Raw genomic sequence first — 21609 nt, forward strand, 5'->3', positions numbered from 1 at the left:
TCATCCCCATCGGCCGACGACTGGCGGCGCACCATTAATCCCGCCGTACACCAAGAAGATTTGCCCCGTTCCCGTTGTGTTGCTGTTGCGCAGGAACCAGTACGCCAGGTTCGGCACATATATCCCGATCGTGTCAGTCCCATTGCTGTCCCAGTCGCCTACCACTGGAACCCCGCCGCTGATTCCGCCATAGACTAACGATACATCCGCCTCCCCACCAGTATTGCTGTTCCGAAGCAACCACAGTGCTGTCGCGGGCACATACAATCCCACTGTGTCGATCCCATCCCCGTTCCAGTCTCCGGCTACCGGAACTGCACCGGGAATTCCTCCATACAGGAAAGCAACATCTGCCTCCCCGTTCGTGTTCGAGTTGCGTAGATACCACATCCCCGTCGTCAAGTTGTACAGTCCAATGGTATCTACCCCATCCCCGTTCCAATCTCCCACCACTGGCACTGCGCCACTGATCCCGCCATAGACTAGGAAAATATCGCCTGTCCCAGTCGTATTGCTGTTTCGTAGAAACCAGTACGCTAGGTGCGGCACATACATCCCCATCGTGTCGCTCCCGTCCCCGTTCCAGTCCCCCACCACCGGCAATGCTCCAGCGATCCCGCCATAGACAGCGATCCGGTTCGGCTCGCCATTCGTCAGGCTGTCTCGAAGCATCCAGACCGCATTGGCCGGGTTATACAGCCCCATTCCGAAATCTCCCCTCCCTGACACCGGAGTCGCTGTTGCTGTAGCTGTTGGCGGGATGCTATTACTAAGGTTTAATAGCCCACCGTCAAGGGTAATCGCTTGTGCTATTCCTATAGCGAGATCAAGTGCTGCTGCCGCGGATACAAAAGGGGCCGCAAAACTAGTTCCTGTCATTGGAGTGAATGACTGATCCATACGTGTTGTCAGAATATTCTGTCCCGGTGCCAATATATCAATTCCAGAACCACGCGCGCTGAAATTGCTAATTAGCAGGTTTTGATCAACTGCACCAACAGAAATCACAGGTTCATAGGCAGCAGGGTACAGAATTTGCTCACTCCCAGTGTTCCCCGCTGCTGCAACCACCGTCACTCCGAGTCCAACAGCATAGTTCACTGCGTTCTCAAGTAGGGTTGAGGCATACGTTCCACCCAGCGACAGGTTGATGATTTGCGCACTGTGATCAGCTGCGTACACTATTGCTGCTGCCACGTTGGAGTAAGTACCGGTTCCTTGGGCATTCAGAACTCGGAGCGGCATGACCATCGCATTCGGTGCAACGCCCGCTATCCCCACACCATTGTTGATGTTCGCCGCGATAATCCCTGCAGCCCCGCAACCGTGCCCCATCTCATCTTGAGGGATTGCATCCCCATCCACGAAATCCCAACCGGGCAAAACACGCCCTTGCAGATCGGGATGTTCCAAACAAACCCCACTATCGATGATAGCAACTACCACAGTTGGCAGATTCACGGGGAGTGCTGCCCAAGCGTTTGCTGCGCCAATCGCTGGCAAGGCCCACTGGTCGGAATACAGTGGGTCGTTCGGCGGCACTTCAATCTGAGCACTCACAAAATAGTCTGGTTCTACTGTAACCAGTGTCTCGGCGTCCGGCATGCCATCGAGTGATAAGGCTTGCATCGGCAGCACAGCCACGAGCGCATTAAGGGCGTTGAGTTCTGCGACTATTTCACCCCCACGCTCCGTAACATATGCTTTTCGTTCCTCGACAGTCATCTCTGTGGAGAAGGTCAGCACAACCTGAGTTGGTACAGGTAACTGAAGTTCAGAATCTGATTGGTCTGTACCGACCTGAGTAGAGGGGGCAACCAGAGGCAATGTTGGGAAGGGTAGCGCGGTCGGGAAGTATGCTTGGGTTGACGTTGCCGTCGGGAAAAATCATCGATAGCAATCTCCGTCAGTGTTTGTACTGGGGTCGGCTCACTCTCGTCAGTAATAAGCTCGTCTTCCGGTACAAACATCGGCTCCCGTGTAGATTCTTGAAGAGTATAAGATACGTTACCTGTCGTTGAACTCGATGCATCAGCGCTTAGGCCAGTGAGATCTGGAAGCATTCAGAAGCACGAAGAAGGCTAGGAGAAGCGAAAAAGAACCACACGAAAAGGAAACTGCTTCATCAACATGATGTATGCCTTTTCAAGCTTTAGAACAGAGGTCGAAATAACGCCAATTTGATTATCTAACCAGTGGTGCAAGTTATAACGACAACTCTGCAATACTGAGTGTGTAAGCACGATCAGGACGCAATTGGCGATCCAAGCCAGTCAAAACGTTGAACATGGCAGCGGTATACGCAAAACGGGCATCCGAATGCGCCGCTGTCCGATGGAACATGTGCTTCGCCTGACAGATCACGGTCAGTAGGGAAAACAGGTTGCAATGGTCATCCGTGTAGCACTTTCGGCACGTCACCCAGCTTATCATCGACAGCACAAAAATATGTGGATGATAATCTCTTCTGTCGTCATGCGAACCTGCTTCTTTGGCTTCGACACCTAAAGTCTGCAGGATTCTCATGACGATTTCAACTTGTACCACTGGTTATCGATCTTTTGCTAAGTAACCTGAGTTTTGGATAGGCATGGGCTACCTTTCGAGAAGCGGTTAAGCTTCTCGTTACCCTAACGAGAACGGCAACCCACGAACTCTACTGGGAATTTTTCTGTGATGTCGATGATTTCTGCCGGGGCATGGACTGCCGCGCTACCGCCCGCCTTGCCCCGGCGCGCCGGACAGCGCGTACGCCAATTCCGACTCAGCCTCAGTGAGATCATGATGATAGTGATCCATTTTCATCAAAGCGGGTATCGCGATTTCAAAGACGACTACACCAAAGAGACACAAGTGCACTTACGGGTCGAATTTCCTGGTGATGTGCGCTACAGTCGCTTCGTCACGCTCATGCACCGAGTGGTGTTGCTATTATGGGCCACGCCTAAGCGCTCAGTGGTCACTGCACAGGGATTACCTTCGTAGACTCCACGGCTTTGCGGGTTGGCGGCGTGTGGTCAATGTCCCCTTGGATGGTTTATGGCTTCAAACTTCATCCGGTGATCAACGAATATGGGGAAATCCTTGCCTTCACACTTACCCTGGGGAATGTTGACGACCGTAAACCCGTTTCCAAACTGGTTCACGCCTTCTTTGGAAAACTCTTTGGCGATCAGGGCTATCGCTCGCAGTCGCTCTTTCATGCGTTGTTGAACTAGAGGTTCTAAGCCAATGACCGTTTGTCAGCCAAAGGACAAGGCAGGCCGGTAAGTGCGGAGCATGCCGTGAAACCGGGTTACCTGTCGGTCTTGGGCTATTGCGGACGCGATTCATCGCGTCCCTACACAACCACACTTTTCTCGTAGGGACGCAATTATGCATTTTAAGAAAAGAAGACGGTGTTTGTAGGGACAAGGCCTGCCTTGTCCGTTCGCAGCGGACAGCGCCTGCGCTGTCCCTACGATCTCCGTATTCATAAGTTAAACTGCATCATTGCGTCCGCTGTCCCCCAAAAGACTCTATGCTACGTAGCGATTGGCCTGCCGTGGCCTGTTTTGTCGTATTTCGGACACTGGCTTAGTTCAGCACGGGGATCAAAGCCAATATGAAAGACCGTTTGATGCTCCTGAGCGACAAGCTGCTACTGCGTAATCGCTTCATAATCGAGACGATCAATGATCCGTTGAAGAATCAGTCGCAAATCGAGCATTCGCGCCATCGCAGCCCGGTCAACTTCGTGGTCAATGTCGTGACGGGTTTCTTGCTTACATGTAGCAACCCAAGAAACTCACTATCGACTGGTCGGCTCGTTAGGCTCCGGCCATTGCTTTAGTACTCTAGCTATCCGAAACTCAGGTTAACTATACAGTTTTCTGATGAACGCCCAGATTGGCAATCAAGATCAAGGGGGTCAGGAAAAGGTCAGGTCCGTGCGCCATGCGGTAATGTCCGGGCTTATACTACAAATAACATCAATGCAGCGCGGAGGACACACGATGGAATCGGCGGCGCTCGGACAGCAGATCAAGGGTTACGAACTACGCGAACTCCTTGGCACCGGTGGGAGTGGTGCAGTCTACCGCGCTTACCAGACGAGGTCTCAAACGGGACGTCGCCATCAAAGTTGTGCTGCCGGAGATCGCCAACCTGCCCGATTTCATCCGCCGCTTTGAAACGGAAGCCGAACTCATCGCCCGCCTTGAGCACCTGCATGTGGTTCCGTTATATGACTACTGGCGCGACCCCGACGGGGCATATCTCGTCATGCGCTGGTTGAAAGGCGGCACGCTGCGGCAAGCGCTCACCGACGGCCCCTTGAGTCTGGAAAACGTCCTCCAGATAACCGAGCACATCACGGCGGCGCTGGAAGCCGCTCACCGCAGCGGCGTGGTGCACCGGGACCTCAAACCCGCCAATATCTTCCTGGATGAAGATGGAAATGCCTACTTAGGCGACTTTGGAATCGCCAAAGACCTGACCAACCCGCAAGGTGAAAACACGGGCGCCGATGTCATTCTGGGAACGCTCGACTATATTTCGCCGGAGCAGGCGCGCAGCGAACCGATCACCCCGCGCACTGACATTTACAGCTTCGGCGTCGTCCTGTACGAGATGCTGACCGGAGCCCACCCCTTCCCCAACATCACCTCCGTGGAACGGTTGTATAAGCACCTCAACGAGCCGCTGCCAGCGATCACGCTGCCGAATATTCCGCTCGCCATCAACGCTGTGATCCACACAGCCACGGCCAAGGACCCGGCCAAGCGCTACACCAGCGCGGCGGAACTGGGCGCGGCCTTCCGGCAAGCAGCTTCGGCAGCGGGTGTGGAGCCAACAGATAATCTGGTCGAAATCCTCACGCTGCGCGAACAGGAAATCCTCGGTCTAATCATCGCCGGGCTGCCGAACAAAGAGATCGCGCAGCGCCTGACGTTCACTGTGGGAACTGTGAAATGGTACATCACGCAGATCTACCGCAAATTGGGCGTTCGCAGCCGCGTTCAGGCGATTGTCCGCGCGCGTGAACTCAACCTGATCCGCGCGGGTGCCGACCCAGCGGCGGGCGCGATCACCACGTTGGAAGGCTTCACCCTCACCACGTCGATGCTGCCCGTAGAAAACCCGGACAAGGGACTGCGCGCCGTCAAATCGGGAGACTACGCCGATTACTTCGGTCAGGAGAAGCTGATCGACAAGCTGGTCAAACGGTTGAGTGAAACTGGCGAACAACACCGCTTTTTAGCGGTGATCGGCCCCAGCGGCAGCGGCAAATCCAGTCTGGTTAAGGCGGGTTTGATCCCGGCACTGTGGCGCGGCGCTGTCCCCGATTCGGAACACTGGTATATCGCCGAAATGCTGCCCTCCAGCCACCCGCTCGACGAACTGGAGGTCGCGCTCACGCGGATTGCCGCGACTCAAGCCCACCATGTGCGCGACCATCTTGAACGCGATGCGCGCGGGTTGATCCGCGCGGCGCAAATCGTACTCCCGGAAGATGGCGACCTCCTGTTGGTCATTGACCAGTTCGAGGAAGTATTCACCCTGCTCGACGATGAACGCGCGCGCATTCACTTCCTCGATCTGATTCACGCGGCGGTGACGGAACCACGCAGTCGGGTACGCGTCGTGATTACCCTACGCGCCGATTTCTACGACCGTCCCCTGCAGTACCCCGATTTTGGCGAACTGGTCCGCAGTCGCATGGAAACGATTCTGCCGCTGTCGGCTGAAGGCCTGGAGCGCGCGATTGCCCGACCCGCGGCGCGCGTCGGCGTGACCTATGAGACGGGCTTAATCCCGTCCATCATTCAGGAAATCCACTATCAACCCGGCGCGCTGCCGCTGCTGCAGTATGCCCTGACAGAACTCTTCGAACAGCGGCAGTCACAGGTCATCACGCATGAAAACTACCGAGCGCTCGGCAAGATCAGCGGGGCGCTGGCCAAACGCGCCGACGAGATCTATCTGGAATTGACACCAACCCAGCAGTCGGCCGCCCAACAGATGTTCCTGCGACTGGTCACGCTCGGCGAAGGCGTTGAGGATACGCGGCGGCGCACGCTGCGCACGGAGTTGATTGCTATCGCCGCCGATGCCGAGGTGATGGACGACCTGATCGACACGTTTGCTGCCTATCGTCTGCTGTCGCTCGCCCATGATCCCGCCACCCGCGCCCCAACCGTCGAAGTAGCGCATGAGGCGATTTTGCGCGAATGGGAGCGCCTGCGCGCGTGGTTGAACGCCAGCCGCCATGAGATTCGCTCGCAGCGCCAGCTCGCCGCCGCCGTCGCCGACTGGAGTGCCGCGCACAACGATACCAGTTTCCTGCTGCGTGGGGCGCGCCTAGAGCAATTTGAGAAGTGGACCGCCAGCACCACGCTCGCGCTCACCCCGGAAGAACGGGCGTATCTGGACGCCAGCCTCGCCCAACGTCAGCAGGAACAGACCGATGAGCAGGAACGGCAGGCGCGCGAGCAGCGGCTGGAACGCCGATCACGCAATTTCCTGCGCGGATTAGTCATCATGTTAGCGCTGGCGTTCATCGGCGTGACGATCTTCGCGCTGTTTGCCTTGGATCGAGAAACCCAAATCCAAGGCGCCTACGCCACCAGTCAAGCCAATTTGACGCGGGCGGAGCGCGAAGCCGAAGTCAACCACAGCTTGGTTCTAGCGAACGCCGCCGAAGATGAACAAGCCACCGGCAGCACCGAACTGGCGCTCATGCTGGCGCTCGAAGCCTATCACATCCCGGATCCGCCCGCCGAGGCTGAGCGGGTGCTGCGTGCCGTCGCTGATGAGCCGGGCAGTCGCGCCGTACTTACGGCGCTCACGAGTCCGGTCAAGGCCGTCGCCGTTAGCCCGGATTCGCAGTTGATACTGGCGGCGGGCTGTGCCGATTTACAGGGTGAACGGTGTACTTCTGGCGAAATCGTCCTCTTTGATATTGAGACTGCCACCGAAACCCAACGCTTGCATGGGCAGACTGACACGATCACAAGCGCTGTCTTTACACCCGACGGTCGGAGTGTCTGGTCGGCGTCCGCCGATGGCAGCCTTGCCTTATGGAATATCGACGGCGGGCGCATCGTCCACCAATACGATCTCGACTTGGGCGGTATCCAGCAGATCGCGCAGAGTCCCGACGGCACGCTGCTGCTGGCAGCGACTGACAGGGGTGTGATCGCCGTGATCGATCCGACAGAAGGAACGATCCTCCGGCGCTTGGAAGCGCATGACGGCAGCGTGAACGCGGTCGCCTTCAGCCCCGATGGACTCCAAGTGCTGTCCGGCGGCGCAGATACGCAAGTGATCCTGTGGGATGTGCAAACGGGCGAAATTGTGCGCCGGCTGGTCGGGCATACGGGGTCTGTGCTTGCCCTCGCCTTCCACCCGGACGGGCAGCGTGCGGTGTCATGCGGTGAAGATTTCAGTGCGCGCCTCTGGTCACTCGAAACGGGCGAGGAGCTACAGCAGGTCAACGGCGCAACGCTCATGCAATCACTCGCCGTCCAGCCGGATGGAAATCGCTTCGTCGTCGAGTTCGGCGGCGGACTGATCATCAAAGAATTCGATCAGTGGAGTGAGACCGGCTATCTGATCACCGATCCGACGGGCGGCTACGATACGATGTATGATGTCACCGCACTCGCCTTTGCCCCATCCGGTGAGTTTGTACTCGGTGGTCTGCCCAACGGCGGCGTCATGCTGTGGACGATGACGGCTGATCACGTTGTGCATCGTTATGCCGATCCCACGATCAGCACCGGCTTCGAATCGCTTGATCTGCGCGCGGACGGGCGGCGCATGGCAGTCGGGACGGTCGATACAGGCGAGGTGCTGCTGTGGGATGTCGATCCCCAGTCGCCCACCTACGGCACCAGCCGCACCCGCTTGCCGGGACAGCAAGGCGCGGTATTCCCCGGCGTCTATAGTCCGGATGGGGCTGCGCTGCTCGTTGGTTCCGGTGATTGGTTCGGTGGCAGCACGGCGAAGACCTTAACTTATGGAACGTTGATGAAGCTTCACCCGCGTATGGCACACTTATCTACGCCTTCGACGGCTTGCAGTTTTACCCGCGCGCCTTTGCCTTCACGCCTGACGGTCACTACATGCTCGTCGGCACGCAGAACTTGATCGGGGAGGGCGAATTCGTCATGTGGGACGCCCGGACGGGAACGCAAATGACCCGCTTCGAAACAGGTCAGGATGTGTCGAGCATCCTCCCCACCGCCGATGGCCGGCGCGCGTTCACCGTGTCGGCGTATGTGACGGGCATTACGGAATGGGACATTGATCCGGCTTCGCCCACGTTTGGTCAGGTGCTGCGGACCATTGCGACCACGAGCGTAGGCTATGCCTTAGAGTGGGGACCGACGCCTGCCACCTTCTTCCTTGGCGACTTGAGCGCCACCTTACAGGAACGCGACTATCAGAGCGGGCAGGTGATCCGCTCGTTCAGCGGTAGCGGCACGGCAGGAGAGTGGTAGATTGAGTTGAGTACCAATCAACAGCAGGTCATCACGGGCAGCGACAACGGTGAGATTATCCTGTGGGGTTATCAGTCAGGGCGCGAAATCTGGCGCGCCCCCCGTCAGAGCAGTTTTATCTTCTCATTGCGTTTTCGTCCAGATGGAGAATCGGCATTCTCCTTAACCTTCCCGGGTATTCCTACCGAGTGGAATGTCGCGCAGCCCAGCCTGAGCGAACTGCTCAGTTGGATTGAGACTCAGCGCTATGTGCGCGAGTTCACCTGCGCGGAACGGTCGCTCTATCAGATCGAACCGCAGTGCCCGGCTGACGGAGGCACACCATGACCCGGATCCGTTCAACCTAACCACACACTGATTTATCCAACAGACGATGGCTTTCGGTGATTGTCGGGGCAAATGCGCCCCGTGCAAGGCTACTACTTACCCAATTGAAGGAGCAAGACCATGCAACATCAATGGAATTCAGCTCGACTCAGCGGGAAATTTGGCAGATTGGCGTGGACGGGGCTGGTGATCCTGTGCTTGATGTTAGGCTCGGCCGTGGTTATCCCCATTTCGGCGCAGGACACGGCGCCCGTCGCACCGCCGCAGGTCGGTCTCCGCCCCGACGCGCCGACCTATGCCCTGCACGGCCCGTACTGGGTCGGCACGCAGAGCTTTGCGCTGGAAGGTGAAGACAATCCGCAGACGGTGCGCGTTTGGTATCCGGCGCTGAACCCCGATGGCGCTGCGGAAGCGACCACCTACGTCATTAGCTGGGCCAAGTATCAGATGGATAGCAGTTCCGAGATTGCGGGGCACGCCCTCGTTGATGCTGCGCCAGATACGACCGCTGCGCCTTACCCGCTGGTCGTGTTCTCACATGGGTGGGGGAGCGAAGATATCTTCTATGCTTGGCTCGTTGAGCACCTCGCCTCTTATGGCTTCGTCGTCGTTGGGCCGGATCATCAGGAGTTCACGGACGAGACGTCTTCCGATCTGGTCAGAACCACCGTTGACCGTCCGTATGCTATCACGCACACGATCGATTACGCGGCGACCCTGACTGCACCCGATGGTGACTTGGCCGGGTTGATCGATATGGAGCGCATTGCGGTGGCGGGACAATCCTATGGCGGTTATACGGCGCTCGCCGCGGGCGGTGCGCGTTATGACATGAACGCCTACGCCGAGCGCTGCGCGGGGCTGGCAGCGGATGATCCCGATCAGTTTTTGTGTGTCTTCGCCAATTCACAGGCACAGATGGCCGAACTGGCCGGGCTGGACGCCGCGCCAGAAGGCTTGTGGCCTTCTACGGGCGATCCACGCGTTGACACCATCGTCACGATCGCGGGCGATTCGTATATGTTCGGCGAACAGGGGTTGGCGGAAATCACGATGCCCGTCCTCGCGATTGGTGGCACGCTCGATACCTCCACGCCCTATATGTGGGGTGTCCGCCCCACCTACGACAATGTCGCCAGCCAACAGAAGATTTTGGTGACACTCACAGACGCCGGCCATTTCGTCGCTAGTTCCAGTTGTGCTGATGCGCCCTCGATTGTCGATCTCGGAATCTTCTTCTTCTGCTCGGATCCGGTCTGGGACATGAACCGCGCCCATGACCTGATGAACCATTTCACCACAGCCTTCCTGCTCGACATCCTGATGGACGACGCGGACGCGCATGCCGCCCTCGCGCCGGAGGCGGTGAGCTTCCCCGGAATCACCTATGAGGCGCAAGGGTTCTAGCGGTTGGTGTCGTTTATGCCCGCCATTGGCAAACATATGCAATGGCGGGGCAAATGCGCCCCGTGCAAGGCAACTACTTACCCAATTTAAGGAGCAAGACCATGCAACACCAATGGAATTCGGCTCTATTGAACGGGAAGTTTCGCGGGTTCGCGCGGATAGGCTTGTTCATGCTGTTTCTGCTGTTGGTTTCCGTCGTGGTCGTCCCCATCGCGGCGCAGGATACGACGCCGCTTGTTCCGCCTCAGGTCGGTCTCCGCCCCGACGCCCCGACGTATGCCCTCCACGGTCCCTATTGGGTTGGCGTGCGTGATTATTCGATTGCGGAAGGCGAGAATCATTTCTGGGTGACGGTCTGGTATCCCGCCCTTAACCCGGATGGAGCGGCCGAAGGCATCACTTACTTCACCTCGGCTGAATGGAATGTGTCGGTTGGATTCCCCGCTGACTTTGAAGGTCCGATCACCGGGCACGCGCTGGCGAATGCGGTACCCGACACGAGAAACAGGCCCTATCCGTTAGTGATCAACTCGCCGGGGCTGCTCGGGTATCGTCAGCAGTCCAGCTACTTGATGGAGCATCTGGCATCACATGGCTTTGTCGTCATGGCGATGGAGCATAACGGCGAAACGATAGACGTGGACGGTGTCTGGAATGGCTGGGGTGGTGCGTATTCGCGTCCCACTGAAACCCAACTGACGATCCAGTATGCCGATCAGTTGACGGCGGCAGGAGGCGAACTTGAGGGGTTGATCGACGTTGACACGTTGGCGGTCATGGGTGTCTCGTCGGGTGGCTGGACGGCGTTGGTGGGCGGCGGCGCGCAGATGAATTTGAGCGGCTGCCCGACCTTCTTAAGCCAAGCTGACGGCGCAGCTTGGGTATATGATTGTACGGAGTTCGCACCGCATCAGGACGAAATCGCCGCACTGTACGGATTAGATGCAGCACCGGAGGGCGCATGGCCACAGTCGTATGATGCGCGGGTGGATGCCGTTATCGCGCTAGATGCTGACGGCGACATTTGGGGGTCGGATTACAGCGGTATAACCTCGGTCACTGTCCCAACGATGGTTTTTGGTTCAACGGGCGATACATCTAACGTCCCTGAACACTCCAGTATCCCGATCTATGCTCACCTCGGCAGTACGGTCAAAACGCACGTCGTTTTTGAAAACGCTGAGCACGGAGTGATCATCAATTCGTGTACGGTAGTCCCGTGGCTCGGTGACATCTACTATTACGACTGTGCCGATCCCGTATGGGATGGGATCGCGCCCATGATCTCGTGGTCACTTCACCACAGCATTCCTGCTCGACATCCTGAAGGGCGACGCGGACGCTCATGCCGCGCTGGCGCCGGAGGCGGTGAGCTTCCCCGGTATCACCTATGAGGCGCAAGGGTTCTAGCGGTTGGTGTCGTTTGTGCCCGCCATTGGCAAGTCATGCAATGGCGGGGCAGATGCGCCCCGTGCAAGGATATTACTTACCCATTTTGAGGAGCAAGACCATGCAACACCAATGGAATTCAGCTCAATTAAACGGGAAGTTTCGCGGGTTCGCACGGATAGGCTTGCTGATCCTATGCTTGCTGCTGCTTGGCGCGACCGTAACCTCAGCGCAGACTGACGGCGCGCAACTGCGCGTCGGGCATTATGTTTTCGACGCGCCCGCTGTCAATCTTTACATCGACGGGGAGCTTGTGGCGGGGACCGACGGCACGCCCGTGCTGTATGGCTCGATGACGCTGCCTGCCAGCTATCTCGATCTGGCAGCAGGCGTACACACGTTCGCGGTGACCGCCGAGGCTGAACCGCTGGCATCGGCGCTCATCGGCGAACAGGAGTTCACGCTCGAAGCGGGACACCGGTATATGCTGGCAGTGCTGGGGAATGTGTCATTGAACGATCTGCACTTCACGTTGATTGACGAAACGGCAGCCATCGCCGAAGCGGACATCAACCTGAGCGCCGTCTCGATCATCATCAATAACCTCACGGGTATTCAGTCAATCGATGGTTTCTTTGACGGTGACTTGTACTTCGATGATCTGGTTTACGGCGACTATTTCGTCCTGCAAGACGCAACCGAAGGCAGCGGCACACTCATCATCGCCGACAGTAACCCGGAGGCAGTGGTCCTCGATGTGCCCGAGGCCGTTGGCAGCCCGGCGCACTTTTTCGCCGTCTTCGTGTTTTCGGGGGCATTCTCCGGCGCTCAGTGGGACGGCTATACGGCGCTGTACACCGGGCAGTTTGAGGGTGAACTCACCATCCTCGATGGCGGCCCCATCGCGGTGGGAGATGCGCTGCCCGTTGAATTCACGGAAATGGGTCAGCGTGTGCAGTTCACCCTGACACTGGCTGAGCCAGCCGTACTCGATATCGTCGAGTCTGGCGCGGCAGGCTTGGATGCTGTTGCGCGGATTTACGATCCGGCGGGGAACCTACTGTATGAAAATGGAGAACTGACAGAGGATAATAACGCCGAAGGGATTTTCGACGCCGGCTGGAATGGAATCGAGCTGGATGCTGGGACGTTCATCATCGAGGCGGCGACGTTCATCGACATCGGCACGGGTGAATTCACGCTGACGGTGAGCGAAGCGGAGTAAGGTCTAACGGCAAAAAAGCGGCTGTCCTGACGTGCTCAGGACAGCCGCTTTAATATAGGGTACGCTGGGGCAGCCCACCAAAATTCGACGGCGCTGCCCCGCTGCGAATCCGACTATGCGCCGGGCATGGTCGAGGTGACGATGAAGAAGGCGGCGATCACGGCGATGACCACAGCGGCCACCGACACGACCCGCGCCGCCGAGCGGACGATAATCGGCTGTTCGGCGGGCTGGGCGAAGCGCGGTGTATTGGCAACCACCTCGCCGAGCTGCCCGGCCATCCACGTGGAGACCAGCGCGCCCACGAACAGAGCGGGGATCATCAGCGGCACGTTGCCAGTGCTGAGAATTGGATCGGTAAACCACAGCGGAATTTGCGGGAGCAGCGCGACCGTCCCGACCACCGTAACCACAAGCGCCGTGAAGATCGGGCTGATAGCCTGTCCGCGTGAGACACGATACCATACGGCGATGTCCAACGCGATGACCAAGGGCAGGGTAAGCAGCATCGTCGATAAGCCTGTATCACCGTAGCCAAGGATCAGGAACGAACCGCTGCGCACGACCGCTGCGATCAGCCACAAAGACGTCGCCGTGCCGAAGCGTTTGGTGATGTGGAGCGCCATCGTTGTAGGGAACAACGCGGCGAACGCGGCGAGGAACGGCAGCGCCCAATCAGGTCGCGCTTCGACCAGCGCGGGCAGGCGCGGCAGCGTATCCGGCGCGAGTACCACCGCTTCCCAATCCCCGAGCATGGGGATGAGCAGCGAGACGAACATCAGCGCCAGCGAGAACACAATCAGCAGTTCGAGGCGGCTGAGCTTGAAAATGCTCGCCCACGTCTTCCGAGCGGGCGTATACGAGAGCAGGATGCTCAACACGCCGACCGCGGTGATCGTGCTCGACACACTGAACACGAGGTGCGGGACGCTCATCCCGGTCAGGTCTTCGCCGTAGAGGAAGTGCCACAGCGGATCGGCGGGGAGCGTGAACAGACTCAACATGCTGCCGACGATGATCAGCGTGACCGGAATATCCGCTTTGAGGCGCTGCCGCAGCGTGCCGGTGCTGTTGCGCAGCACGCGCACCCACAGGAACGCTCCGATAAGGATCGGCACAAGCAGCGCGACGTAAATGAACTGATGCGGTTCCCAGAAAAAGTCTTCGCCGAAAGGCAGCCCGGAGCGGACATGCCACGTCACATCCCACAGACCGCCGATGATGCCGATGGTGTTCAGCAGCGTGAGCGCCAAGGCCACGCCCTGACGCAGTCCGCGAGTCAGCGGCAGATTTTTGCTCGGCGTGAGGTGCGCGGGCAGCGGTTTGACAACGGCATACCACCCGAAAGCGAGCAGCCCCACTAACCCGGCAAACAGGATGACCAACCCGACGATAAACGCGGTGAAATCCGCGCTGGCGGGTACGCCCGAAAACACGCCCATCAGGGCATAAACGAGGAGTGAAGCAAGTAGGAATTTAAACACGATATTCTGACTGCTGTTCGACGTTTGCTGCATGTGACGCTGCCCTTATACACCCTATCTACGTTCGAAACGGATTTGCACGAGCCAGCAATCTGGCTGAAGGCGCCCATAGACGTCAATACTCCCTGAGCGAGAGTACTCAGGAAATACAGAAACCACCCTGCGCTGAACCAAGCAGCGGTCGAGAGGACTGGCTGTTGTCGGACTCGTGCCCTATCACTATACGCTATTTAGCGTACAACAACCAAATCGGGCGGCGCACTCCCCAGCCGCCAGCACTCGAGTCCGGCATAGGCTTGACATAAATGAACAATTGTTCTATTCTGATATTTGCCTAATCCGCATCTCAAGGGGTAATCATATGAGCGAAGTCCGTGTACTGGTTGGCACACGCAAAGGCGCTTTCGTATTGCGTTCCGACGAACAGCGCAAAAACTGGACGGTCGAAGGCCCACACTTCCCCGGCTGGGAGATCTATCACATCACGGGGACGCCGAGCGATCCCAACCGGATCTACGCTTCCCAGTCGGGCGGCTGGTTCGGGCAGATCATTCAGCGCTCGGACGACGGTGGCAAAACGTGGGAGACGATGAACAATGAGTTCGCCTACCACGGCACGCCCGGCACACACCAATGGTACGACGGCACGCAGCACCCGTGGGAGTTTAAGCGCGTGTGGCATCTCGAACCCTCGCCGACCAATCCGGACTCGCTCTACGCGGGTGTTGAAGATGCCGCCCTGTTTCATTCCGCCGATGGGGGGAAGTCGTGGCAGGAACTGTCTGGCTTGCGCGATGTGAAGGGCAACCTGTGGCAGCCCGGCGCGGGCGGTATGTGCCTGCACACCATCGTGCTCAACCCCAATGACCCTAACCGGATCTTCGTCGCGATCTCAGCGGCGGGCGCGTTCCGCAGCGATGACGGCGGGCAGACGTGGCGCGCCGCGAATCAGGGCTTGGTGTCACCCTACGAACTCCCGGATTCGACCGCAGAAGTGGGACACTGCGTGCACAGTATTGCCATGCACCCCTCGCGCCCGAATATTCTCTTCATGCAAAAACACTGGGACGTTATGCGTTCCGATAACGGCGGCGACTCGTGGCACGAGATCAGCGGCAACCTGCCGACCGATTTCGGTTTCCCCATCGGCGTGCACGCCCACGAACCGAATACGATTTATGTGGTGCCCATCACCAGCGATTCACACCACTTCCCGCCGGATGGCAAACTGCGCGTGTACCGCAGTCGTTCCGGCGGCAACGAGTGGGAAGCGTTGACGGACGGCCTCCCGCAAAGTGACTGTTACGTGAACGTGCTGCGCAACGCGCTGGCGATTGATTCGCTGGACTCGTGCGGGGTGTACTTCGGCACGACCGGCGGTCAGGTGTACGTCTCCGCTGATTCCGGCGATCACTGGCAGGCGATTGTGCACGATCTGCCCCCGGTACTGTCGGTTGAGGTGCAGGTTCTGCCATGATTAGCGTGACGCTGCCCACCCACCTGCGCACGCTGGCGCGTGTGTCCGGGCCGGTTGAGCTTGACGTCGCGGAGCCGATTACGCAGCGCAAAATTCTTGATGCGCTGGAAGCCGCCTACCCGATGCTGCGCGGCACGATCCGCGACAGCGCGACCAAACAGCGCCGCCCGTTCGTGCGCTTCTATGCGAATGGTGAAGACATCTCACATGAATCGCCGGATGCCCCCGTGCCCGAAGAAGTCACCGCCGGTAAGCAACCGTTCCGCATCATCGGCGCGATGGCCGGCGGGTGAAGCGCTCAACCAGCAGCCTCCTTAACGGACAGTACTAAAATAACGTCAGTTAGGGATAAGCCTTATTCGCGTCTCCCCCTCACCCCCAACCCCTCTCCCACGCAAGCGGGGAGAGGGGCGCTGAACAGCGTTTTTGCTGGCTCCCCTCCCTGAATTCGGGGAGGGGCCGGGGCTCTCAGGGGTAGTTCTAACGCAGGGACGAGGCGCCTCGTCCTCCTGGCTCACAACCACCCTATCCGTTAAAACACCTCTTTTGCTTTCACAGACAACATTGCCTAATCCAGAGGAAACGAGGCATGCCTCGTCCCTACAGGTCCCCAGCGGAGAAAAACGTATTCAGGGGAAGCGAAAACCCTACCCTGTTAGGGCCGGGGGGGGGTCCAAAAAGACAGGCGTGGATATTGTCCACGCCTGTCTTTTTCAGAGTGCAATGCCTTGAGTTGATTCCGGATTAGGTCGTCGTCCAGACGGCCTCGCCACGGAGTAAACGCGCAATCTGATCGGGGAAGCGATCCGGGTCGATTGGCTTACCCAAAACGCCGTCAAAACCGGATTGGCTGGCAGCGTGAATCTCGCTCACGTGAACGGTGTAGGCGATGACCGGCACGCCATTAAAGCGTTCATCTGATTTGATGCGGGCAAGGACTTGATAGCCGTCGATACCCGGCATTTCGAGATCGAGAAAGACCAGGTTCACGCCTTCAATGCTCTCGAAGGTCTGCTCCAATCGATGCGGGTTTGTGACCTCGGTATGACTGATGTCTTCGTCATCCAACAGATTGGCGAGGACATTCACATTTTTGACGTTGTCGTCGATGATTAGGACATGCGCTTTGCTCACAACGAACTCCTGCTGTGTTTATACGGTCGATTTACGGGGCTACCGTGTGATAATGTCCGCCACTGTACCAAACTTGTTCACCTGCAAGAATCTGGACAAGCTGCCCGGGAAACAGCTCATCATCAACGGGTTTGGCGATGAACCCGTTAAAGCCCAATTGGCGTGTTTTGGGCAGGGCAATGGCGGGCTCCATCGCGGACACCGCGACCACGGGAATAGGATCAAAGGCTTCAACCGCCCGAATGTCGGCATAGACATCAAACCCCGACCGCCCGTTGAAGAGCATTAAGTCGAGGATAATAAGATCCACCGTTTGCAGCGCGCGCAAGCGGGTGACGACTTCACGCCCGGTACGTTCAAATTCCACCCGGGCACCACTCATGGACAAGGTCATTTGAAAGACAAGGCGATTCTGGATGTTATCTTCAACGATGAAGATCGTCTTGTGCCTAAGCGACCCCGGTTCAGTTATCGTGCTCATCCCAGAATCCTCCAGACTTTTTCGCCGCTCATGATGCGGTTCAGAATCTCCGGGAACGAGTCAAAATCAATCGGCTTGGCGATACACCCATCAAAACCCGCTGTACGCAGTGCTTGAATTTCCTCATTCATGACGCTGGCCGTCATCGCGACAATCGGGATGGTCTCAAAACCACCTGACGCACGCAGCATTTCCAGCAGTTGGAAACCGGTATAGGGCTTCATATGGATGTCGAGAAAAATCAGGTCGGGCTTCGGCGATAGGGCGAGGACACGTTCCAGAAAGTCAGTACTGTCCTCAAAAAGCGTGACAGCCGGCAGGTCGAGATCACTCGTGATCATCTGCATAACACGACGACTGCGAATTTCATCCTCAACATACAGGATATGTGGTTTGCTGTGCATGACCTATTCCTCTACAGTTCAGGCTGAAATGGACGGGGCCAACAGCGCAGACTTGATCGGCAGAGCAACATAGAAGCTCGATCCCTTATGTAATTCGCTTTCCAACCACAAGCGTCCGCCATGGGCTTCGGCCAGGCTTTTGGAAATCGGCATCCCCAACCCGGTGCCGCCACCCTGCCGCAATCCGGATGTCGTTTGCTTGAATGCTTGAAAGACATCCGCTTGGTCTTCGGGAGCGATTCCCGGCCCGGTATCGCGAATGCAGAAGACGATTTCATCGCCAGAATGCACAGCACTGACGTTTATTGTGCCGGTTTCGGTGAACTTACAAGCGTTTGCAACGATGTTCAAAAGGATTTGGAGAATGCGCTGCCGATCACCACGGATCGTCGGGAGGTCGTCGGGTATCTCTGCTTGCAGCTCAACGGACTTTTCAACCAAGAGGATTTTTCCGGTTGAGAGCAGATTATCCAGAATGTTGCGCACATTGACGTTGTCTTCGATGAACAGATTCAGCGAACCTGCCTCGATTTTCGACATATCCAACACGTCATTAATGAGATTCAACAGTTGTTTCGCGCTGTCAACCACTTCGCCCAGCGTTTGCGACTGCTGCTCGTTGACCGGTCCCATTGAACCTTTGGCGACATAGCGAGTGAAGTTGATGATGGCATTCAGGGGCGTCCGGAGTTCATGCGACATACTCGCAAGAAAGGCGGATTTCACCTTGTCTGATTGTTCAGCCCGCTCACGCGCTTGGCGGGTCTCGATGACCTGCTGTTGGAGTTCCGCCTGAGAAGCTTGCAGCGCATTCAGGTTCTGGTCGCGAATGCTGCTCACCAGCGCGCTGGTGACGGTGATAATCAGCGCGAAGGACATCGAACCGACATCAATAGTTCCGGTCTGTGATCTCTCATACGAAGCGATGATGATGGCGATGATCGCGACAATGCCGGTGATCACCGTCGCCTGCGCCGTGAGCAGCAAACTGGCTAACAAGATGGACAGCGACATGAAGAAATAGATCGTCGGATTGGTGTTACTACCTTCAGCGGTTGCGACAATACCCACTGTCGCCAGAAGCGGAATGGCGATGATGAGCAGTGCGCCCCAGCGATAATTGGCGGTGCGGCTCAGAAAATAGGCGATGAATGCCAGTATCCAGGCGACGATGGGCGCAGCTGGGGGAGGCGGAGCGTCTACCCCGGTGATCAGGCTGCTGATCGTCCCCGCAAAGATGGCAATCCCGGCGACGGGAACAAAGCCAAGGATCACAGCGGCCAGTAAGCGGGCGCGTTGTTTGTTGGCTAAATCAAGACTTGAAGCTGGCGCTGTTAGGTTGTCCCAGAGCATGCGCGGACTTGTGGACAGCACAGTGGCATTCAGATAACCCATGAGGTCTCCAATGTAGTAGGGCAATATGCAATTCTAAGTTTATACGCGATAGGGAACGATCTTGAGTTTAGATTGTGAAAAAAAGGAGAATAGTCCTAGCCACAATCATCGTCAGCTAATCTTCGGTATCCGTACCTAACGGCTGTCAGCGGCATCTCATCGAATCGGGGTTGGCAAGCGCGCGGAAAATATATATTTCTCCTCACCCATTTAAGCTGGGTGAGGAGCAGATCGAAAAGAGGTTGATCAATTTTCTTCCGCCGCGGCGTGCTGACTCATGTGCGGGCAGCCCGCCGCGACCGCTTCGCGGATCGTCGCCGCGTCGGTCAATTCCCTGAGCGGCTTGCGCTGATAGCGCACCCGCACCGCCGACGGATGATTTGCGCCGTTGCCCGTGACAACATGGATCTCCCGGCTGAGCAGTTCGAGGTCAAACTGCTGGAAGAGGCGCGCGGTGATGATCGCCATTTCGTTCTTGGCGAAGTTCATACCTGTGCATTTGTGGATGCCCCCACCAAACCCGACAATCGCAAACGGATTCTTGCCCTCAGCGCGCTCTGGGGCATAGCGCAGCGGGTCAAACTGATCCGGGTTGGCGAACACATCGCTTTTCATATGCGACGTCGCCGCGCTGACCATGATGCGCCAGCCCGCCGGGATTTCGTACGCGCCGATCTGCGTGGGCGTCGTCACCGTGCGAATCTGCGTGTCGGCAGAGGGACGCAGACGCGTCGTCTCGTCGATTGCCCAGTACAGATGATCCAGCCCGTGCAGCACACCCGCGTCGATCTGCGCGCCGTACGCGACCTTCTCGCGGATTTCCGTCTGCACGAGCGCCCGATACTCGGCATTTTGCAGCAGCAGCGCGATCAACCACGCGGCCTGCCCCGCCGTCGTCTCGTGCCCGGCGAACAGCAACCCCATGAAGATCGTGACGATCTGCTCTTCCGGCAGGAACGTGCCATCCTTGAGCTGGGTTGTCAGCAGAATCGTGACGAGGTCGTCGTATTGGCCAGGGTTCTGCTTGCGCTCCGCGATCACCCGCTTGAGCGTCGCGGCGATCTTCACCTTGGCGCGGTCGCGGCGCTTGAACTTCGGCAGCGGCAGATTCGGCGGCAGCACCGGGTCGAGCGAAGCGCTGATGGCGGCGTATTCCTGCCAGAACTCGTCGCCCAGTTCACGCGCAAAGTCTTTACCGATTAGGGCACGCCCGGCGACATACTGCGTGAGGCGCAGCATTTCGGCGGTGATGTCCATCTCGCCGGATTGACCGAGCGCGTCCAGCCACTTCTGCACTTCGACATTCATGGCTTCGATATAACCGACCATGCGTTCGCGCTTGAAGATCTCCTGCAGCAGCGGGCGCTGGTTGTAGTACGCTTCGGCGCTGGCTGTGAACAACACCTCGCCAATCGATGCTTTGAGGAAGGCATAGCCCTCCTGCATATTCAGCGCTTTATCCGTTTCGCTGTAAAACACGCGGTTGTGCTCCGCACCCCTGATCATCACCAGAACGGCTGCGGCCCGAGCTTGATCGTGAACAGGTCGCCGTGTTCGGCGTAACCTCGTTTGAATAAGCTCTCGCGATTTCGCAGCATCTCGACCAGATGCCCGATGACGGGCAGTCCGCCGGAAACCATCGGAGGTACAGTGACTGTCATGCTGTTGCCCTCTTACTACTCTGACTGTGTGCGGTGGTGCTCGATTTTGAAACGGTCGTTTCAGAATGCGGACTAGTGTAGCAGAGGTTGGGGTCGAAGAATGCTTAGGGTTTGTTGAATTTTTCACACATACAGTAAGCGGAGGATAACGCGGGTGATCGCGGCGGCGTACGGAAAATCCGCTTTGACGCCTTTGACGGTCGCGACGCCATGGAGCGCGCTGACAATCGCATAGGCCAATTCGAGCGGGTGCTGCTGGCTGGTGACCGTTCCAGCCACTTGCCCGGCGCGCAGCACATCCGCAACAATCTGCGTGATCCCCGCGTGATGGGCGAGCAAAAGCTCAGTCACATCCGGGTCGCGCGTGCCAAACTCGACCATCGTGTTGAAGGCGAGCGATCCCTGCGCGGTTGCGGTTGGCTGGACGGCGTCCTCGATTGAGCCGAACAGACCACTGACGAACTGTTCTGGTGACGCGGCAGCGAGCGCCATCTGCGCGATCCGTTCGCGTTCCCAAGCGCAGAAGCGCGCCAAAACCACGAGGAACAGCCCACGCTTATCGCCGAACGCCTCGTACATGCTGCTGCTGCTGATCCCGGTCGCATCGATCAGGTCGCGGATCGACGTCGCTTCATAGCCGCGCTCCCAGAACAGGCGCAGCGCCCGGTTGATCACGTCGTCCCTATCAAATTCGCGTGGTCGCGGCATGGTACAAATTCTTTCAACGGATGTTTGATGC

At 57.8% G+C, this 21609-nt stretch carries 20 protein-coding genes and 1 pseudogene; 11 read left to right on the forward strand and 10 right to left on the reverse strand.

From position 1 onward, the window contains the following. Together IPK17_RS18075 and IPK17_RS18080 are read right to left on the reverse strand one after the other, a co-directional pair. On the reverse strand, positions 1–1746 hold the full coding sequence (locus IPK17_RS18075) for a S8 family serine peptidase (protein WP_343419085.1): 1746 nt from the start codon (positions 1744–1746) through the stop codon (positions 1–3). Positions 1747–2205: 459 nt separating this feature from the next. After that, complete coding sequence (locus IPK17_RS18080) at positions 2206–2547, reverse strand: hypothetical protein (protein ID WP_343419086.1); 342 nt, start codon at positions 2545–2547, stop codon at positions 2206–2208. A 126-nt stretch (positions 2548–2673) separates the two neighbouring features. On the opposite strand from IPK17_RS18080, the gene IPK17_RS18085 reads away from it, so the two are divergent. The 9 genes and pseudogenes from IPK17_RS18085 to IPK17_RS18125 all read left to right on the forward strand — a co-directional run bounded on the left by IPK17_RS18085 (position 2674) and on the right by IPK17_RS18125 (position 12834). Next, positions 2674–2985, forward strand: a complete 312-nt coding sequence (locus tag IPK17_RS18085) for a hypothetical protein (RefSeq protein ID WP_343419087.1) — start codon at positions 2674–2676, stop codon at positions 2983–2985. Between the two features lie 35 nt (positions 2986–3020). Continuing rightward, positions 3021–3218, forward strand: a complete 198-nt coding sequence (locus IPK17_RS18090; RefSeq protein WP_502748919.1) for a transposase — start codon at positions 3021–3023, stop codon at positions 3216–3218. A gap of 368 nt (positions 3219–3586) precedes the next feature. Continuing rightward, positions 3587–3832, forward strand: a pseudogene (locus IPK17_RS18095) (transposase); the annotation flags it as partial. A gap of 236 nt (positions 3833–4068) precedes the next feature. Then, positions 4069–8133 (forward strand): nSTAND1 domain-containing NTPase, encoded by a 4065-nt coding sequence (locus IPK17_RS18100; protein WP_343419088.1) that lies wholly within the window; start codon positions 4069–4071, stop codon positions 8131–8133. Further along, entirely contained in the window at positions 8109–8486 is a 378-nt protein-coding gene (locus IPK17_RS18105) for a hypothetical protein (RefSeq protein WP_343419089.1), read from the forward strand. Before IPK17_RS18100 ends, IPK17_RS18105 begins: the two co-directional genes overlap by 25 nt. 6 nt (positions 8487–8492) lie before the next feature. Continuing rightward, positions 8493–8813, forward strand: a complete 321-nt coding sequence (locus IPK17_RS18110) for a WD40 repeat domain-containing protein (RefSeq protein ID WP_343419090.1) — start codon at positions 8493–8495, stop codon at positions 8811–8813. A gap of 120 nt (positions 8814–8933) precedes the next feature. Continuing rightward, complete coding sequence (locus tag IPK17_RS18115; RefSeq protein WP_343419091.1) at positions 8934–10220, forward strand: alpha/beta hydrolase family protein; 1287 nt, start codon at positions 8934–8936, stop codon at positions 10218–10220. A 101-nt stretch (positions 10221–10321) separates the two neighbouring features. Continuing rightward, positions 10322–11614, forward strand: a complete 1293-nt coding sequence (locus IPK17_RS18120) for an alpha/beta hydrolase family protein (protein WP_343419092.1) — start codon at positions 10322–10324, stop codon at positions 11612–11614. A gap of 179 nt (positions 11615–11793) precedes the next feature. Next, positions 11794–12834, forward strand: a complete 1041-nt coding sequence (locus tag IPK17_RS18125; protein WP_343419093.1) for a DUF4397 domain-containing protein — start codon at positions 11794–11796, stop codon at positions 12832–12834. A 113-nt stretch (positions 12835–12947) separates the two neighbouring features. Here IPK17_RS18125 and IPK17_RS18130 read toward each other — a convergent pair whose 3' ends face one another. Continuing rightward, complete coding sequence (locus IPK17_RS18130) at positions 12948–14351, reverse strand: hypothetical protein (protein WP_343419094.1); 1404 nt, start codon at positions 14349–14351, stop codon at positions 12948–12950. Positions 14352–14679: 328 nt separating this feature from the next. Here IPK17_RS18130 and IPK17_RS18135 point away from each other — a divergent pair, with 328 nt between their 5' ends. Together IPK17_RS18135 and IPK17_RS18140 are read left to right on the forward strand one after the other, a co-directional pair. Then, positions 14680–15795: a WD40/YVTN/BNR-like repeat-containing protein gene (locus tag IPK17_RS18135; protein WP_343419095.1), complete on the forward strand. Its 1116-nt coding sequence runs from the start codon at positions 14680–14682 to the stop codon at positions 15793–15795. Beyond that, complete coding sequence (locus IPK17_RS18140; RefSeq protein WP_343419096.1) at positions 15792–16088, forward strand: MoaD/ThiS family protein; 297 nt, start codon at positions 15792–15794, stop codon at positions 16086–16088. Before IPK17_RS18135 ends, IPK17_RS18140 begins: the two co-directional genes overlap by 4 nt. Before the next feature lie 451 nt (positions 16089–16539). Here IPK17_RS18140 and IPK17_RS18145 read toward each other — a convergent pair whose 3' ends face one another. From IPK17_RS18145 to IPK17_RS18175, 7 genes are all read right to left on the reverse strand, one after another. Beyond that, positions 16540–16929 carry a response regulator gene (locus tag IPK17_RS18145; protein WP_343419097.1) on the reverse strand — a complete coding sequence of 130 codons (390 nt, stop codon included), beginning with the start codon at positions 16927–16929 and terminating at the stop codon, positions 16540–16542. Positions 16930–16960: 31 nt separating this feature from the next. After that, positions 16961–17410: a response regulator gene (locus IPK17_RS18150; RefSeq protein WP_343419098.1), complete on the reverse strand. Its 450-nt coding sequence runs from the start codon at positions 17408–17410 to the stop codon at positions 16961–16963. Continuing rightward, positions 17407–17814, reverse strand: a complete 408-nt coding sequence (locus tag IPK17_RS18155; protein WP_343419099.1) for a response regulator — start codon at positions 17812–17814, stop codon at positions 17407–17409. Before IPK17_RS18155 ends, IPK17_RS18150 begins: the two co-directional genes overlap by 4 nt. Before the next feature lie 18 nt (positions 17815–17832). Further along, positions 17833–19209, reverse strand: coding sequence for a sensor histidine kinase (locus IPK17_RS18160; protein ID WP_343419100.1), 1377 nt, complete (start codon positions 19207–19209; stop codon positions 17833–17835). A gap of 246 nt (positions 19210–19455) precedes the next feature. Beyond that, positions 19456–20688: a cytochrome P450 gene (locus tag IPK17_RS18165; protein ID WP_343419101.1), complete on the reverse strand. Its 1233-nt coding sequence runs from the start codon at positions 20686–20688 to the stop codon at positions 19456–19458. 26 nt (positions 20689–20714) lie between these two features. Beyond that, positions 20715–20870, reverse strand: coding sequence for a hypothetical protein (locus IPK17_RS18170; protein WP_343419102.1), 156 nt, complete (start codon positions 20868–20870; stop codon positions 20715–20717). Positions 20871–20993: 123 nt separating this feature from the next. Then, the gene (locus IPK17_RS18175) at positions 20994–21578 is read right to left on the reverse strand and encodes a TetR/AcrR family transcriptional regulator (protein WP_343419103.1); all 585 of its coding nucleotides are present in this window, start codon (positions 21576–21578) and stop codon (positions 20994–20996) included. Between the last annotated feature and the right edge of the window lie 31 nt (positions 21579–21609).

This window comes from Candidatus Flexifilum breve (genome assembly GCF_016713355.1).